The 17,668-nt window shown below is 60.9% G+C and carries 12 protein-coding genes and 4 tRNA genes; 4 read left to right on the forward strand and 12 right to left on the reverse strand.

What is annotated here, in order from left to right; genetic code table 11:
- The first annotated feature begins 58 nt into the window (after positions 1–58).
- Complete coding sequence (locus tag HKK52_RS09890; protein WP_169370671.1) at positions 59–3,337, forward strand: sensor domain-containing protein; 3,279 nt, start codon at positions 59–61, stop codon at positions 3,335–3,337.
- Between the two features lie 239 nt (positions 3,338–3,576).
- On the forward strand, positions 3,577–5,268 hold the full coding sequence (locus HKK52_RS09895; protein WP_169370672.1) for a molecular chaperone HscC: 1,692 nt from the start codon (positions 3,577–3,579) through the stop codon (positions 5,266–5,268).
- Here the strand turns inward: HKK52_RS09895 and HKK52_RS09900 are convergent.
- The 12 genes from HKK52_RS09900 to gltX form a co-directional block, all read right to left on the reverse strand.
- Positions 5,265–7,946, reverse strand: a complete 2,682-nt coding sequence (locus HKK52_RS09900) for a DUF805 domain-containing protein (RefSeq protein ID WP_169370673.1) — start codon at positions 7,944–7,946, stop codon at positions 5,265–5,267. The two genes, HKK52_RS09895 and HKK52_RS09900, sit on opposite strands and share 4 nt — an antisense overlap.
- A complete protein-coding gene (locus HKK52_RS09905; RefSeq protein WP_169370674.1) occupies positions 7,943–8,641 on the reverse strand; it encodes a DUF1266 domain-containing protein in 699 nt (232 codons plus the stop codon). Before HKK52_RS09905 ends, HKK52_RS09900 begins: the two co-directional genes overlap by 4 nt.
- Positions 8,642–8,830: 189 nt before the next feature.
- A complete protein-coding gene (locus tag HKK52_RS09910) occupies positions 8,831–9,277 on the reverse strand; it encodes an Hsp20 family protein (protein ID WP_123403565.1) in 447 nt (148 codons plus the stop codon).
- Positions 9,278–9,399: 122 nt separating this feature from the next.
- Positions 9,400–10,359, reverse strand: a complete 960-nt coding sequence (locus tag HKK52_RS09915) for a tRNA dihydrouridine synthase (RefSeq protein WP_169370675.1) — start codon at positions 10,357–10,359, stop codon at positions 9,400–9,402.
- Between the two features lie 111 nt (positions 10,360–10,470).
- Positions 10,471–10,908 (reverse strand): acyl-CoA thioesterase, encoded by a 438-nt coding sequence (locus HKK52_RS09920; protein ID WP_169370676.1) that lies wholly within the window; start codon positions 10,906–10,908, stop codon positions 10,471–10,473.
- A 48-nt stretch (positions 10,909–10,956) separates the two neighbouring features.
- Positions 10,957–11,790: an alpha/beta fold hydrolase gene (locus HKK52_RS09925; RefSeq protein ID WP_169370677.1), complete on the reverse strand. Its 834-nt coding sequence runs from the start codon at positions 11,788–11,790 to the stop codon at positions 10,957–10,959.
- Positions 11,791–11,822: 32 nt separating this feature from the next.
- On the reverse strand, positions 11,823–12,362 hold the full coding sequence (locus tag HKK52_RS09930) for a TetR/AcrR family transcriptional regulator (RefSeq protein ID WP_169370678.1): 540 nt from the start codon (positions 12,360–12,362) through the stop codon (positions 11,823–11,825).
- A gap of 182 nt (positions 12,363–12,544) precedes the next feature.
- Positions 12,545–12,620: transfer RNA gene (locus HKK52_RS09935), tRNA-Glu, on the reverse strand.
- Positions 12,621–12,699: 79 nt separating this feature from the next.
- Positions 12,700–12,775, reverse strand: a tRNA-Ala gene (locus HKK52_RS09940).
- Positions 12,776–12,827: 52 nt separating this feature from the next.
- A tRNA-Glu gene (locus HKK52_RS09945) sits at positions 12,828–12,903 on the reverse strand.
- A gap of 79 nt (positions 12,904–12,982) precedes the next feature.
- Positions 12,983–13,058 (reverse strand) — tRNA-Ala (locus HKK52_RS09950).
- Between the two features lie 283 nt (positions 13,059–13,341).
- Positions 13,342–14,823, reverse strand: a complete 1,482-nt coding sequence (gene gltX / locus HKK52_RS09955; RefSeq protein WP_169370679.1) for a glutamate--tRNA ligase — start codon at positions 14,821–14,823, stop codon at positions 13,342–13,344.
- Positions 14,824–15,055: 232 nt separating this feature from the next.
- Here gltX and HKK52_RS09960 point away from each other — a divergent pair, with 232 nt between their 5' ends.
- On the forward strand, positions 15,056–16,105 hold the full coding sequence (locus HKK52_RS09960; RefSeq protein WP_169370680.1) for an HlyD family secretion protein: 1,050 nt from the start codon (positions 15,056–15,058) through the stop codon (positions 16,103–16,105).
- Entirely contained in the window at positions 16,095–17,645 is a 1,551-nt protein-coding gene (locus HKK52_RS09965; protein ID WP_169370681.1) for an MDR family MFS transporter, read from the forward strand. Before HKK52_RS09960 ends, HKK52_RS09965 begins: the two co-directional genes overlap by 11 nt.
- The last annotated feature ends 23 nt before the right edge of the window (positions 17,646–17,668 follow it).

The raw sequence follows: 17,668 nt of genomic DNA on the forward strand, positions 1-17,668 counted from the left end.
CCTATAGAGCTGCAAAACCCCGTGCCTAACGCCCCATTCAGCCCAAGGCCTGCTGCCAATGCCCAAATCTGTTGACCGTATTCCGCCGATGCCGCGTATTCAGGCCATTGACCCGCAGCGGTCCGAGCAGAGCTGGGAAAGTGCGCCGCAGTTGTTGGCCGCGCTCAACGGCGCGCACTTGGGAGCGTGGTATTGGGACATCGAACGCGGGCAGATCAGTTGGTCCCGGGGCACCCAGGCGCTGTTCGGCTTCGATCCGCGGCAACCGCTGCCCAAAGACCTGGAATACCTCGACCTGCTGCCACCGGAGGACCGGGCGAAAACCATTCGCGCGTTCCATCAGGTCATTGCCGGTGCGCCGCTGGAACAGGCGATGCATCACCGCATCCGCTGGCCCGACGGCAGCCTGCATTGGCTGGAGATCAACGGCAGTCTGCTGCCGGACAAGCACGGCCGGCCGCGGATGATCGGGGTCATCCGGGAAATCACCCATCAGCGTCAACGCGAGCAGGCCCTGAGCAGCTCGGAAAAGCGCTTCGCCACACTGTTCCACCTGTGCCCGAACATGGTGCTGCTGACCCGCCAGGAAGACGGTTTGATCAGCGAGGCCAACCAGTATTTCGAAAGCCTGTTCGGCTGGCCGGTGCAAAGTGTGATTGGCCGTACCACGCTGGAACTGGGCCTGTGGGTGCATCCCGAGCAACGGGCGGTGCTGGTCAAGGCGACCAAGGCCAAGGGTGAACTGGTCAGCATGGAAGTGCAGTTTCGCGCCAGCAATGGTCAGGTCCACGATGGCATCCTCAGCGCGCAAAAGGTCGAACTCGAAGGCCAGCCGTATCTGCTGAGCACCTTCCTCGACACCACTGAACGCAAAGCCGCCGAACATGCGCTCAAGGACAGCCAGGAACGCCTCGACCTGGCCCTGGACTCCGCGCAACTCGGCACCTGGGACTGGCACATCCCCAGCGGCATGCTCTACGGCTCGGCACGGGCGGCGCAGTTGCACGGCATGGAACCGAAACCGTTCCACGAAGCCTTCGACGAATTTTTCGAAGGCGTGCCCGGCGAAGAACGGGACAGCATGCGCAACGCCTATCGCAGCCTGCGCGAAGGCCCGGCCGGCAATTATCAGTTGACCTACCGCGTGCAACTGCCCGACGGCAGTTCGCGCTTCCTGGAAAGCCGCGCCCGGCTCTATCGCGATGAAAACGGCGTGCCGTTGCGCATGGCCGGCACCCTGCTGGACATCACCGATCAGGTCGAGCGGGAACAGTTGCTGGTGGCTTCGGAGGAAAAATTCGCCACGTTGTTCCAGGTCAGCCCGGACCCGATCTGCGTCACGCGCCAGGAAAGCGGCGAGTTCATCGAGATCAACTCCAGTTTCACGCAGATTTTCGGCTGGACCGCCGCCGACGTGATTGGCCGCAGCGCCGATGAAATCGGCCTGTGGGACGCATCCGCAAAAAGCCTGCAACGGATCGAACAGGTCATCCGCGAGCAAGGCCTGAGCAATGTGGCGATCCTCGTCCAGCACAAGGACGGGCAAGCCTTGACCTGCGTGATTTCCAGCCGGCAGATCAGCGTCGGCGACCAGCCCTGCATCGTCACCACCCTGCGCGACATTACCCAGCAGCAGCGCTCGGAAGCGGCGCTCAAGGCCAGCGAAGAGAAATTCGCCAAGGCGTTTCACTCCAGCCCCGACGCCATCACCATTACCGAACGCGACACCGGGCGCTATCTGGAGGTCAATGACGGTTTCTGCCGCCTGACCGGCTACCGCGCCGATGAAGTGGTGGGCAAAACCGTGTATCAGGTCGGCATCTGGGCCGAAGAGAAACAGCGTTCATCGCTGTTGGCCGAGCTGCAAATCAAGGGCCGCGTGCACCACCAGGAAATGCTCGGGCGCAACAAACGCGGCGATCTGCTGACCGTTGAAGTCTCGGTCGAACCGATCACCCTCAACGAAACTGCGTGCCTGTTGCTGACCGCTCGCGATGTCAGTCTGCTGAAAAACGCCGAAGCGCAGATCCGTCACCTTGCCTACCACGACCCGCTGACCAACCTGCCCAACCGCGCGCTGCTGATGGATCGCCTGAGCCAGCAGATCGCCCTGCTCAAACGCCACAACCTGCGTGGCGCCTTGATGTTTCTCGACCTCGACCACTTCAAGCACATCAACGATTCCCTCGGTCACCCGGTGGGCGATACGGTGCTGAAGATCATCACCGCACGCCTCGAAGCCAGTGTGCGCATGGAAGACACGGTGGCGCGGCTCGGCGGTGATGAATTCGTGGTGCTGCTCAGTGGCCTGGAAGGTTCGCGCAGCGAAGTCAGCGAACAGGTGCGGGACCTGGCGGACACCTTGCGCGAGTTGCTCTCGGAACCGATGTTCCTCGATGGCCAGCGCCTGCAAGTCACGCCGAGTATCGGCATCGCGCTGATTCCCGATCACGGTTCCACGCCGACCGACCTGCTCAAGCGCGCCGACATCGCCCTGTACCGGGCCAAGGATTCGGGGCGCAACACCACGCAGATGTACCACAACACCATGCAGAAGGCCGCCAGCGAACGCTTGCGCATGGAAACCGATTTGCGCCTGGCCCTTTCCCGGGGTGAATTCAGCGTGCATTACCAGCCTCAGGTGGACGCCCAGGACAACCGCATCATCGGCGCCGAAGCCCTGGTGCGCTGGAACCACCCGGAACTCGGCGCGCAATCGCCCACCGAGTTCATCAAGGTGCTGGAAGACAGCGGATTGATCCTGGAGGTCGGCACCTGGATCCTCGATGAAGCCTGCGCTGCCTTCAAACACTTGATCGCCAAAGGCCGGATCGACCCGCTCAATTTCAGCCTGTGCGTGAACATCAGCCCACGGCAATTCCGCCAGAACGACTTCGTCGAACGCATCGAACGCAGCCTCAGCAGCCACGGCCTGCCCTATTCGTTGCTGAAACTGGAAATCACCGAAGGCATCGTCATCCAGAACCTGGAAGACACCATCAACAAAATGCGTCGCCTGAAAAAACTCGGCGTGAGCTTTGCCATGGACGACTTCGGCACCGGTTATTCCTCGCTGACCTACCTCAAGCGCCTGCCGGTGGACACGTTGAAAATCGACCAGTCGTTCATCCGCGATGCCACCACCGACCCCAACGACGCAGAAATCATTCGCGCCATCGTCGCCATGGCCCGCAGCCTGGCACTGGAAGTAATTGCCGAAGGGGTAGAGACGCCGGAGCAACTGGAGTTTCTGCAGGGATTGGGTTGCCATTTGTATCAAGGCTACCTGCACAGCCAGCCATTGCCGGTGGAGGCGTTTCAGACCCTGCTCAAATAAATCACCGCCCCCTCCGTAGCAGCTGTCGAGCCCCAGCGAGGCTGCGTTCGGCGACGAAGTCGCCGTGAAATCAGACGACGCGGTGGATCAGGCAAACCGCGTGCGCTGGGTTTACGACGGCTTCGCCGCCGAACGCAGCCTCGCTGGGGCTCGGCAGCTGCTACAGGTTTGCGGTAATTGCCAGTTTTTCTCTCAGCCTGTAGGGTCGCGTTTTTTGCGCCGCCTCAAAGAGATCAACCATGCAGGATGCAACCCTCCCCCGCCCGGCCTTGCTGGGTATCGACCTTGGGACCACCAATAGCCTGATCGCCGTCTGGCAGGACGGTCGGGCACAGTTGATTCCCAACGCCCTCGGCGATGTCCTCACCCCGTCCGTGGTCAGCCTCGATGAAGACGACAGCATTCTAGTGGGCAAGGCCGCCCGCGCGCGCCTGACCACCCACCCGGAACGCTCGGTGGCGGCGTTCAAGCGTTTCATGGGCAGCGACAAGCCGTTCGAACTGGGCGGACGCCAGTTCAGCCCGGAAGAACTTTCTGCGCTGGTGATCGGTTCGCTCAAGCAGGACGCCGAAGCCTGGCTCGGCCACCCGGTGCACGAGGCGGTGATTTCGGTGCCGGCGTATTTCAGTGACGAGCAACGCAAGCGCACGCTGTTTGCTGCCGAACTGGCTGGCCTGACGGTATCGCGGCTGATCAACGAACCGACCGCTGCCGCCATGGCGTACGGGTTGCATGAGCAGAAGTTCGAGCGCACGCTGATTTTCGATTTGGGCGGCGGCACCTTCGATGTCACGGTGCTGGAATACGCCCTGCCGCTGATCGAGGTGCATGCTTCCACTGGCGACAACTTCCTCGGTGGCGAAGACTTCACCGCCGCGCTGCTGCAGGCCTGCCTGAAAGACTGGCAACTCACCCCGCAAATGATCGATGGCCAGGGCTTGGCCAGCCTCGGCGATGCCCTGGAACAACTCAAATGCAAACTCAGTGAAGGCACCCAGCACCTGAGCTGGAACGGTGCCGGCGCATTGCGCGAATGGTCGCTGGATGAAGCCGGGGCGTTGAAAATCTGGGAGCCGCTGCTCGCCCGGTTACGCGCGCCCATCGAGCAAGCCCTGCGTGATGCGCGGCTCAAGCCTCGGGACCTCGACAGTCTGGTGATGGTCGGCGGCGCCACGCGGATGCCGGCCGTACAGCAAATGGTTGCGACGCTGTTCGGGCGCCTGCCCTATCGCCACCTCGACCCGGACACGATCGTCGCGCTGGGCGCCGCCACCCAAGCGGCCTGCAAGGCCCGGGACAGCGCCATCGAAGAACTGATCCTGACCGACGTCTGCCCCTACACCCTGGGCATCTCGACCAATCGCGGTGAAGGCATCAGCGGTGCTTTCTCGCCGATCATCGAGCGCAATACGGTGATCCCGACGTCCAGGGTGAAGCGCTTTTTCACGAGTCACCCCCAGCAAACGTTGATCCGCATTGAGGTCTATCAGGGCGAGCGGCCGTGGGTGCGGGACAATATTTTCATCGATGCCTTCGACGTCGCGCTGACACCCAGCGAACAAACCGAGGCGCTGGATGTGCGCTTCAGCTACGACATCAACGGTTTGCTCGAAGTCGACGTCACCCTGCTGGCCAGCGGCGAACGCCACAGCCACAGCATCGACCGCAGCCCCACAGGGCTCGACCCGCAATCGCGGCAAAACAGCCATGATCGACTCAGCGCCCTGAAAATCCACCCCCGCGACACCCTGCCCAACCGCACCTTACTCGCGCGCCTGGAGCGGGCCTGGGCGCAAAGCCTGGGTGACGAACGCGAGCAGATTGCCGATTGGCTGGATACCTTTACCGCCGTGCTCGGTGGCCAGCAATCGGTGGAGATCGCCAGCCATCGTTCACAGCTCAATAAAGCCCTGGATGAACTGCGCCTTTAGCCGTTAAGCCGCCGCAGGGCCGCCTGCAAACCGCCGGACAAGGTGTCTTCACCGCCGCTGTCCGGCGGCGCACCGTAACGGTTGGGCAATTTGTCGCCGGGAAAGCCGAACAGCAGCAAAGGCATGAACGGCAGCACTGGCGACAGGCAGCCAAAAATCAGCAGGGTGGGAATCCCGCGGCCCATGTCATGCAGGCGACGCAGGATCGCGCCGAGCAACAACAAGGCGCCCAGCAACAGCACGCCAATGCCCGAGAGCGCAGTGCCGCTCATCAACGCCAGGTACGGGGTGAACAGCACACACCCCAGCACTTGCCCGATAAACGCCTTGCGCCCGAGTCGGGAACCCAGGCGCCAGAACGCCATGGCCGGCACGGGACGTTTGTCGCTGCTGGCCAGCAGCAGGCGTTCGTTCCACGACAACAGGGCCGTCAGCGCCAGACGCAGGCCCACGCTGTTCTCGGTGTTGTCCTTGCCGTACTGCAAGATGGTTAGCACCTTGTTCCGCGGCACCCCGGCCGCGCCATGACGGACCAGGCTTTTCAGGGTATCGAGGAGTGAATAGACCACCAGTTTCTCGACACCGAAATCCGCCAACACCTTTTCTGGCGGCCACACCGGTTCGCCTTTGATCAAGCCATTGCGGAACCCTTCGAACCATTCATCTTCGCAACTGATGGCGGCGATGGACTGCAACAACGCGCGGTGCTGTTCGGCATTCAGCGTCGGATCGTGATACAGCACGCCCCAGAGCAGCATCAGCCCCAACACATCTTCGCCGCAGGCGTCAGGATCGCTTTCAATGCAGGTATAGAGTTGCGCGTTACCCGGCAACGCCGCGCTGTCGAGAGCCTGTTGCACGTTGAACAGCTTTTGCACGAGCAAGCCATGCACCGGATCGCTGGCTTGCAACCACCCCAGCAAACCGGCGCAACTCCCTTGCTCGCGTTGCAAACGCCGCAGCAGCGGCTGGAGCCGACTCAGAGGATGAGTCGGGTCGACCTCCAGCCGTTCCAGGCAGGACGAATCGATCAACGACAGCCAACGTTCCGGCTGGTCGAGCAACGCCAGCAGAAACAGGGTTTGCGCGTGCCATTGCCACGCCGCCTCACCTTGGGCCATGGCCGGCAAAACCACGCCGCGCTGTTCCAATTGGACCAGCAGGCTCACACCGCGCAAGTCCACGTCCGCTTGCGCGTCTTGCAGATCAAATGCCCGGTCGATCCGCGCCAGCGCGGACTGATCGTAAGGCCGCAGCCTGCGCAACCAGAGGCGACAAATGGTGTGGGGTTCGTCCTTTGCCAGTTCCTCGGCCAGTTGCGGCTCAGCGGAACGACTGCCGAGGAACGCCTTCAGCGCCAAAGGGATCGATGCCTGATTCAGCCAGCAGAGTTGCTGCGCAGCCTGATACTTGAACCCGCTCAGCACCAGGCCTTCGAGGGCATCGACCGGCTGCGGTTCGTCGAGTATGTGTTGCAGCAATCCGACATCGCCACGGTGCAAGGCCCAGGCATGCCGGTACAGCTGCTGCAAACGGGCATCCACAGGCTGCCCTATCAGCAAGGCCAGCAGTGGCAGCTCATCCCCGGTCATCCGCCAGTCGACAAAAGCGGCCGCCAAGCCTTGCAGCTCGAGTTGCCCGACCCCAAGCCAGCGCGCCAGCGTCTCGGGACGTTGTGAAGGGCTGCCATAAGTTTGGCTGACATCGGCGAGGTCGGTGGACCAATCGCGGAAATTCTCCAGGCGATCAAATGCCTGGATCAGCAGCGCCAAAAAGTCCGGCTGACGCCTGGCGCACAGTTCCAGCAAGCGGCTTTCGGCCTTCGGATGACGATGCTCCTGCCACAGCCGGATCCAGCAAGGCAGCGCCTGATCCTCCAGGCCCAGCAAGCTGTTTTGGCACGCCAGCAAATACAGCCAGTCGACATCGTCGGGGGCTTGCGCCTGTTGTTCGACGCACACTTGCCGCAGACCGGGACCGCCGATGCCCGCTTGAGTGAACTGCACCAGCAAGCGCTGGATAAATGCGTCATCTGCCGGCAGCGGCAAACAGGTGTGGTGGCTGGCGAAGTCTGCGAACTCATGCAGAGGACGATGCTGGAAGATGTAGTCGAGGCTGCGGGCATACCAGAGGGTTTCCAGCTGCGCAGGCTCGGGCCAATCGCCCATCAGCGTCGTGTCGAACGGGTCGGGACCCTTGATCCGTTGCAGGAATGCTTCGACTTCTTTCGCCTGGTCGAACTCCAGGTCCAGCAACTGCTGCTCCCAGGCCAGCCGTTGCGCCAACAGATTCGCGCAGCGGTACGACAACGGACGGGCGTTGGCCAATGGGTGGAACAGCCCCCAACTGAGGTCATCGAGGGCGTCCAGCGGCAATTGATCCAGTGCTTTGACAAAGACTTGCCAGGCCTGCGGATTGAAACGCCGCGTCGGGTCTTCGAGCAGCGCGTAAAAATCCACGATGGTCTGCGGCATCTCAGGGACGCCAGCATCCTCTTCTTCGACGTCCTCCTCTTCCTGCCGGGCGAAACGGTTGGCGCTTTCATAGGCTTCACGCAGTGCCTGGAAGCCTTCGGGATCACTTTCCGGATGATGCTGCGGTAGACGCGCGCGGTAGGCATCCCGAATCAGTGCCTGGTCTTTGGTGGGCTCGATGCCCAGACGTATCCAGCAACTCATGACCAGTCGAACTCCCCTAAGGATGCCGGGCGTTGCGGCGGATCAAGCTCCAGGTGCCAAGGCAAGTCGGCCAGAAAAGCCGGCATGTTACGACCCAGGCCGCGAGCGATGCGCAGACTGCTCGAAAACGCCCCTTGTCGGTCCAGTTCGTAAGCCAGCGTATCGTCGCTGCTGCTCAGGCAGCCCCAGAATGCGCGACCGGTCAGAAATCCGTTGAGATAGGAATACCAGTCGTCGTAGTGATATTGCGCCCTGACGGCCAGGCGCCAGTGCAGCCAGAGGCTCTCGGAGAGATTGATCCACTCGTTGCGCACGCCACACCGCAACAGAAAGCCCATGCGCCCCAAATCCCACGCCTGGATACCCCCCGAGCCGCAGCCCTCGAAGGTACGGCTGGCAAACTCATGCAAGATGCGCTCACGGGGTTCCAGGGTCTCGAGCAACGCCTGCCACTCCCCGGGCAAACAGCGTTGCCATGAGCGATACGCCTCTTTGAGGTGGGTGGCGTGACCGGCATCGGTCATTCTTTCGAGCATGCTCAATAACTGCGACCGGTCATTGATGCCCCAGCTGCATTGCAAGTCGATAAATTCCGGATCGGAATAGAAAGCGGGCTCGTCGTATTCGGCACGAGGGTTGAGGGCCACCATTGGCGCAGAAAGACCGCACAGCCAACGCTTTTGTATCTCTTCCATGAAAAAAAGCTCCGGGCCGACCAGGCAGAATGGGAGTCGGCAAAACTGCCGCGGATTGTAGAGAAACCGTCGCCAGGCGGCAAAGCCTGCCGGGCGTTTTTTTGACCGGACACAAAAAGGCCCCGACAAGTCGGGGCCTTCATTCAGCGGGTTATAGCCTGTTCAGACGAATGTGTGTCTTCGAATGACTCAGTGCTGCAACGCTGGCTTTTGCGTCCCGTTGATCGGGATGCGTTTGGCTTTCGCCTCTTCCGGAATGACCCGCAACAGGTCGATGCTCAACAAACCGTTGCTCAGGCCGGCGGCCTTGATTTCGATATGGTCTGCCAGACGGAAGGACAGTTTGAAGGCACGCTGTGCGATGCCTTGATACAAGTAGGTGACGTCTTCGGTCGCGTCACGCTTGCCGCCACTGATGGTCAGCACACCTTTTTCCACTTGCAGCTCCAGGTCTTCTTCCTGGAAGCCGGCGGCCGCTACAACAATGCGATATTGGTCATCGCCGTGTTTTTCCACGTTGTAAGGTGGGTAGGTGCTGCCTGGCTCGTTGCGCAAGGCGGTTTCGAACAGATCATTGAAACGGTCGAAACCTACCGAGGAACGGAACAGGGGTGCCATGGAAAATGCAGTCGTCATGATTCAAATCTCCTGAAAACATATCAGCAAGTTTTTTTGTCTCCGCGACCCGAATTCGGCATCGCGTAACCCTTAGATAGGGACCGCTGATTGCATTTCAAGAGACTTTTTGCAGATTTTTTTCAGGCGGCTTCGGCGACCCGCAGACCCAATAAACGCGAGACCTGATCCAGCTCGGTTTCACGCCGCAGCACGGTAAACAGCTCCACCGCTTCGGGATAATTGCGGGTCAGCATCGCCAGCCATTGCTTCAAGCGTCCCGGCGATTGGCGCGGCGTCATCTGCGCCTTGGCTTGCAGCCAGAAATCCTGGATCAACGGCAGCAGCTCAGCCCAGGTCATCTCGACCACCTCTTCACCGGCGCGCGCGGCGGCGATTTGCCGGGCCAGGTCCGGGCGCGACACCAGGCCGCGACCGAGCATGATGTCTTCGACACCGCTGATTTCGCGGCAGCGGCGCCAGTCTTCGACGCTCCAGATATCGCCGTTGGCGAACACCGGGACCTTGACCACGTCCTGCACCCGCGGAATCCACTCCCAGTGGGCTGGCGGTTTGTAGCCGTCGGTCTTGGTCCGCGCGTGCACCACGATGTGCGCCGCACCGCCTTCGGCCAGGGCCGTGGCGCAGACCAGCGCGCCGTCCGGGCTGTCGAAGCCCAGGCGCATCTTGGCGGTCACCGGTATATGCGCAGGCACCGCGCGGCGCACGGTTTCGACTATTTGGTTAAGCAGTTCAGGTTCTTTGAGCAACACCGCGCCGCCACGGGACTTGTTGACGGTCTTGGCCGGGCAGCCGAAGTTCAGGTCGATGACTTCAGAACCCAACTCGCAGGCCAGCGCAGCGTTTTCCGCCAGGCACACCGGATCGGAACCGAGCAACTGCACACGCAGCGGCACGCCGGACGCAGTACGGGCGCCGGTCAGCAGCTCAGGGCCGAACTTGTGGTAATAGGCAGGCGTGAGCAGTTGATCGTTGATCCGAATGAATTCGGTTACGCACCAATCGATACCGCCGACGCGGGTCAGCACGTCCCGCAGGATGTTGTCGACCAACCCCTCCATGGGCGCCAAAGCAATTTGCATGGAAAACACACTCAACGAAAAACGTGCGGCAGTTTACTGGTTTCGGCGCGCAGAAGGTATTTCGTCAGACGGGGCGGTGGCGATTGTGATGACGCCTTCGCGGGCAGACACCTAAACAGGGATTTGCAACGCCGGGCCGTAGCCCTCGACGAACTCCGCCGGCATGCGCTTGGGCTTGCCGCTGGACAGTTCGATGCAGACGAAGGTGGTTTGCGCGCGCAGCAACGTGGTGTTGTCGCTGGGGCGCTTGAGCTGGAAGTGTCGGGTCATTTTCAGGCGCTGGTCCCAATCGACGATCCAGGTCGCCAATTGCAACTCATCGCCTTCATAGGCGGCAGCGAGGTAATCGATCTCATGACGCACCACGGCCATCGCCCGATCCAGCCGCCGGTACTCGACCAGGTCCAGGCCGAGCCGTTGCGAGTGGCGCCAGGCACAGCGCTCGAGCCAGGTCACGTACACCGCGTTGTTCGCGTGGCCCAGCCCGTCGATGTCCTCGGCGCCGACTTCCAGATCAATGATAAATGGCGTTGCCCGATCCCAGCCCATGCCCCACTCCCGGTCAGATAAATTCGACCGGGGCAGTGTAACGGATGCTCAGGCTGATTGCCGCGCTTGAAGGCTGCGCCCTGACAGCAGTGATAGCACCCCATCAATCACCCGAGGGTCTGCCATCACGCGGTGATGACCGCCCTCTTCCAGGCGCAGCAGGCGGCTGTCGAACCAGGCTTCGTGGATCAGTTGCGATTCTTTGGCGGGCACATAGCGATCGTCTTCAGCGTGGACGATCAGCCCCGGCATATCGAGTTGATAGTGCGCGACATCCAGGGTGGCAGCGCGCATGCCGACGTCTTTCTCGACCTGACGGATGAACGCCGAGCGGGCTTTCGGTGGCAGTCGTACATAACGGGCAAAACCGCGCAGTACGCCAAGAATCCGCGCCGGGGCGCCAATCGTGACCAGGGTTTCGGTGCGCAGCCCCAACTGCACGGCGAGCATCGCACTGGCGCCGCCCATGGAGTGGCCGATCACCGCTTGCAGAGGCGGCAACTCCGCGGCCGCTTCGAGCATGGCCCGAGCGAACAGCACCACATTGGCCTCACGCCCGGGTGAACGACCGTGGGCCGGGCCGTCCAGCGCCACTACGGTGTAGCCGGCATCCACCAGCGCGGTGATCAGGCTGGCGAATTGGGTCGGCCGGCCTTCCCAGCCGTGCATCAGCAAGACCGTCGGGCCCTGCCCCCAGCGCAACGCCGAGAGGCCGAAGCGCAAGGTGATGCGCTCGGATTTCGCCAGCAGCGGCAATTCCCAGTCACCGGGTGCGAACGTGCGCGGTGTCATGAAGGCCTGGCGCATTTTGCTCGCGACCATGTGTGGTGCGACCCAACCCAAGGTGCCATTAACGCTACGAACCCACTTTAACGTGCTCATCGCTTCACTCCTCAGGCCGTTTTGCCTTCAGGTCATAGCACCGCGGATTTAGCGGCGCGCAGCAATCGATCGGACAATTCGCCTGGCCCCAACGCCCGCGCCAGGGCCAAACCACCGACCATCAAGGCCATGTCGGCCAAGGCTTTGTCGGTGTCTTCCGGGCTGGCCGCCAACTGCGCGACCATCATTTCCACATGCTCATTCAACGCCACACGGAATTCGTCCGGCAGACGGCCCAGTTCACCAACCGAAGCCGGAATCGGGCACGCTGAATCAGAGGAATCACGGTGTTTGCGAGACAGATAAAACGCAGCCACCAAGGCACGACGCTCTTCGCCGGTCAACTCGGCGTCCATGTCGGCGATCAAGCCACGGCGGTGACCGAGCAACTGCTTGAACGCTTCCAGCATCATCGCGTCCTTGCTTTCGAAGTGTGCGTAGAAGCCGCCGACCGTCAGACCGGCCGCGCCCATCACTTCGCCCACGCTCGGCTCGGCCGGGCCGCGCTGAATCAGCGCTGCGCTGGCAGCCTTGAGGATGCGTTCGCGGGTTTGAGCTTTTTTATCGTTCATCGTTGCCTCCGAATATTACGACTAGAATATTATTCGCATAATAAATTTGCGCAAGTCATGGCTGTGACCGCTGGTCTGAAGAACAGTTTTGAAGGAAAAGGAGATTTGGCCAAACGCCAGACAAACAAAAGGGCCATTCAATAATTGAATGACCCTTATAAATCCCGCAGAGCGGGTAATCGTGGCGTCCCCTAGGGGACTCGAACCCCTGTTACCGCCGTGAAAGGGCGGTGTCCTAGGCCACTAGACGAAGGGGACACAAACCCTTCTATACACTGACCAGCGCTGAGAGCTGATCGATTCAAGGCCGGTGTGGCCAGACCTTGAACTGTAAAATTGGTGGAGCTAAACGGGATCGAACCGTTGACCTCTTGCATGCCATGCAAGCGCTCTCCCAGCTGAGCTATAGCCCCGATTTATCGCCTGGCGGCGGAGCAGCATCTTGCGACACTGCTTCTGTAAAACTGGCGTCCCCTAGGGGACTCGAACCCCTGTTACCGCCGTGAAAGGGCGGTGTCCTAGGCCACTAGACGAAGGGGACGCAAACCCTTCTATACAACTGATCAACGCTGAGTGTTGATCGCTTCAAGGCCGGTGTGGCCAGACCTTGAAGTGTAAATTGGTGGAGCTAGACGGGATCGAACCGTCGACCTCTTGCATGCCATGCAAGCGCTCTCCCAGCTGAGCTATAGCCCCTCATCGCTGAGGACGGGGCGAATCTTAATGGCGCATCGGAAGGCTGTCAAACTTATTTTTAAAATATTTCAAAGTTTTTTGCCGACATAACAATCACTTACCGCCCTCCCCCGTAATTCCGGGGGTGTATCCGTTCTTGTAGCAGCTGCCGCAGGCTGCGTTCGAGTGCGTAGCACTCGCGATTCGGCCACCCTGCCCTTTCAGACAGATTGTGTTGCTGCCATAAGGGGCCGCTTCGCAGCCCAACGCAGCCTTCGGCAGCTGCTACAGAGAACAGTGGGTATCAGGCGATATTGCCCAACAGTTTTTCCCACTCCTTGTTTTCCTTCTTCGACACGCCACCGAGCAAGTCGAGGGCCTGGCGCAGGCGGAAACGGGTCAGATCCGGACCAAGGATTTCCATCGCATCGAGCACCGACACCGAACTGGCCTGGCCAGTAATCGCAGCGAACATCAGCGGCATGGCGTCACGCAGCTTCAGCTCCAGGGATTCAACCACCGCCTGAATAGTCGCGGTGATGCTGTCCTTCTCCCACTGACGCAGGCTTTCGAGCTTCCAGAGGATCAACTGCATCAACTGCCGAACCTGATCACCCGAGAGCTTCTTGGATTCGAACAGCTTCGCGTCCGGGTTCACGCCACCGGCAAAAAAGAACCCGGCCAGCGGTGCGACCTGGCTGAAAGTCTCAACCCGGCCCTGCACGTGCGGAGCGATTTTCATCATGTATTCCGGGTTCAGCGCCCAGGTCTGCAAGCGGCTGGCAAACTCTTCCACCGGCAGGTCACGCAGCCACTGGCCGTTGAGCCACGACAGCTTCTCGACGTCGAAAATCGGCCCGCCGAGGGATACACGGCTCAGGTCGAAGTTGTCGACCATTTCCTGCAACGAGAACTTCTCGCGCTCGTCCGGCATCGACCAGCCCATGCGGCCCAGGTAGTTGAGCATCGCTTCCGGCATGAAGCCCATGCGCTCGTAGAACGTCACCGAGGTCGGGTTCTTGCGCTTGGACAGCTTGCTCTTGTCCGGGTTACGCAGTAGCGGCATGTAGCACAGCTCCGGTTGTTCCCAGCCGAAGTATTCGTACAGCAGAATCAGTTTTGGCGCCGATGGCAGCCATTCTTCACCGCGCAGTACGTGGGTGATGCCCATCAAGTGGTCATCGACCACGTTGGCCAGGAAGTACGTCGGCAAGCCGTCGGTCTTCATCAGCACTTGCATGTCCATGCGATCCCACGGGATCTCGACGTCGCCCCGCAGCATGTCCGGCACCACGCAAACGCCTTCGCTCGGCACTTTCATGCGGATCACGTGCGGCTCGCCAGCAGCCAGACGACGAGCGACTTCTTCCTTGGACAGCAGCAGCGCACGGCCGTCGTAACGTGGGGTTTCGCCGCGAGCCATTTGCTCGGCGCGCATTTGGTCCAGTTCTTCGGCGGTGCAGAAGCACGGGAAGGCGTGGCCCATATCAACCAGTTGCTGGCAGTACTTCTGATAGATGTCGCCGCGCTCGCTCTGCCGGTAAGGACCGTGCGGGCCGCCGACGTCCGGGCCTTCGCTCCAGTCGATGCCCAACCAGCGCAGGGCGTCGAAAATCTGCTGTTCGGACTCGCGGGTCGAACGCAATTGATCGGTGTCTTCGATCCGCAGGATGAACTCACCGCCGTGCTGCTTGGCAAAGCAGTAGTTGAACAATGCGATGTAAGCGGTACCTACGTGGGGGTCCCCGGTAGGCGATGGCGCGATGCGCGTGCGGACGGTGGTCATGGTAAGTCTCAACAAAGAATTGAAAGCGAAGATCAAGCAAGGGGCGAATGGTAACAGGCGATACCCGCCCGGCTCCAGTCAGCAGGGCATTTAAGCCAAGGTTGCGTCTACAACGCCCGCAGACCGCGGTGAATGGCCAAATATCAGCCGATGGCATTTACCGTTTATCGGCGGTATGCCAGATTCGCCTGCTGATAACTTTCCTTACAATTTCTCGACTACAGTCTGCCCCATGCCTGCCCAACTCAAGCGTCGCCTGTTTATTTTCCTATTGATCGTCCTATTGATCGCCGGGGGCTTCTTTGCCCATTGGTTTTTCAAGGGGCGTTTTTATGAAAGCACTGACAACGCTTATGTCCAGGGCGAGATCACCCGCGTCTCCAGCCAATTGGGCGCACGCATCGATGAAGTGCTGGTGCAGGACAATCAGCACGTCGAAAAAGGCCAACTGTTGATCAAGCTCGAAGGCGATGACTTCCACCTCGCCGTCGACCGCGCCAACGCCGCCCTCGCCACCCGCGAAGCCGAGCGCCTGCAAGCCCAGAGCAAACTGACCCAGCAGGCCAGCCTGATTGCCGCCAGCGACGCGCAAGTGGTGTCCAGCCAGGCCAGCCTCGGCCGCTCGCAAATCGACCTGTCCCGAGCCGAAGCCCTGCGCAAACCTGGCTACGTCTCGGAAGAACGGGTGACCACCCTCTCCGCCGACAACCACATCGCCCGCTCGCAAGTGACCAAGGCCCAGGCCGATGCGCAAAGTCAGCGCCAGCAAGTCAACGCCCTGAGCGCCGAGATCAAGCGCCTCGACGCGATGATCGCCAACGCCAAGACCGACCTGGCCCAGGCACAACTGAACCTGACCCGCAGCGAAATCCATGCGCCGATCAGCGGCCTCATCGGCCAACGCGCCGCGCGCAATGGCCAGTACGTGCAGGCCGGCGCCTATCTGCTGTCGATCGTCCCGGACCAGGACATCTGGATTCAGGCCAACTTCAAGGAAACCCAGATCGGCCACATGCAGCCCGGGCAGAAAGCCGAACTGACGTTCGACGCCTACGGCGACACGCCGATTGAAGCCCGAGTCAACAGCCTGTTCGCCGCCTCCGGCGCACAGTTCAGCCTGTTGCCGCCGGACAATGCCACGGGCAATTTCACCAAAGTCGTACAACGGATTCCGGTAAAACTGACGTTCGCCGCGGACAATCCGCTGCACGGCAAGATCCGCCCGGGGATGTCGGTCACCGTCAAAGTGAACATCAAAGACGCCCCTGACGATGGCCGGTGATCAACTGCTTCGCCCGGCCGGCGAACCGACCCGGCGGGACTGGATTGCAGTCATGAGCGTGATGCTCGGCGCCTTTATGGCGGTGCTCGACATCCAGATAACCAACTCCTCGCTCAAGGACATCCAGGGCGCGCTGTCGGCGACTCTGGAAGAAGGCTCGTGGATTTCCACCTCGTACCTGGTGGCGGAAATCATCATGATCCCGCTCACCGCGTGGCTGGTGCAGTTGCTTTCGGCACGGCGCCTGGCAGTGTGGGTGTCCCTCGGTTTTCTCGCGGCCTCGCTGTTGTGCTCGATGGCCTGGAGCCTGGAAAGCATGATCGTCTTTCGCGCCCTGCAGGGTTTCACCGGCGGCGCGCTGATCCCTCTCGCATTCACACTGACGCTAATCAAACTCCCGGAACACCACCGCGCCAAAGGCATGGCCATGTTCGCCATGACCGCGACCTTTGCGCCCTCCATCGGCCCGACCATCGGTGGCTGGCTCACGGAAAACTGGGGCTGGGAATACATTTTCTACATCAACATCCCGCCCGGCCTGATCATGATCGCCGGCCTGATGTATGGCCTGGAGAAGAAAGAAGCGCATTGGGAACTGCTGAAAAGCACTGACTACATGGGCATTCTCACCCTCGGCGTCGGCCTCGGTTGCTTGCAGGTGTTTCTTGAAGAAGGCCACCGCAAGGATTGGCTGGAATCGAGCCTGATCGTGAGCCTGGGCAGCATTGCGCTGTTCAGCCTGATCACCTTTGTGATCGTGCAGTTTTCCAAGCCCAATCCGCTGATCAACCTGCGCATCCTTGGCAATCGCAACTTCGGGCTGTCGAGCATTTCCAGCCTGGGGATGGGGGTCGGGTTGTATGGCTCGATCTATCTGCTGCCGCTGTACCTGGCGCAGATCCAGAACTACAACGCGCTGCAGATCGGCGAAGTGATCATGTGGATGGGCGTGCCGCAGTTGTTCCTGATTCCGCTGGTGCCGAAGCTGATGAAATTCATCCCGCCAAAATGGCTGTGCACCATTGGCTTTGGGCTGTTCGGCCTGGCGAGTTTTTCCTCGGGGGTGTTGAATCCGGACTTCGCCGGGCCGCAGTTCAATCAGATCCAGATCATCCGTGCGCTGGGCCAGCCGTTGATCATGGTGACCATCTCGCTGATCGCCACCGCGTACATCCTGCCCCAGGACGCGGGGTCGGCGTCGAGCCTGTTCAACATCCTGCGCAACCTCGGCGGCGCGATTGGCATCGCCCTGCTCGCCACGTTGCTGGATGCGCGGACCAAGACGTACTTTGATTATTTGCGCGAGTCGATCGTGCCGAGCAATCCTCAGGTGGCCGAGCGGATGGCGTCGATGGCGGACCGGTTTGGCAGTGACACGGCGGCACTGGGCAAGATGAGTGAAATCGTGCATCAGCAGGCGTCGATCATGGCCTATAACGATGCGTTTCACTTTGTCGGGATTGCGCTGGGGATCAGCATGTTGGCGGTGTTGCTGACCAAGGCGTTGCCGGCGGGATTGAAGGCTGGGGAGGCGCACTAGCCGCCTCTGATCGCTCCCATGCT

Origin of the sequence: Pseudomonas sp. ADAK2 (genome assembly GCF_012935755.1) — a bacterium.
Classification (GTDB): domain Bacteria; phylum Pseudomonadota; class Gammaproteobacteria; order Pseudomonadales; family Pseudomonadaceae; genus Aquipseudomonas.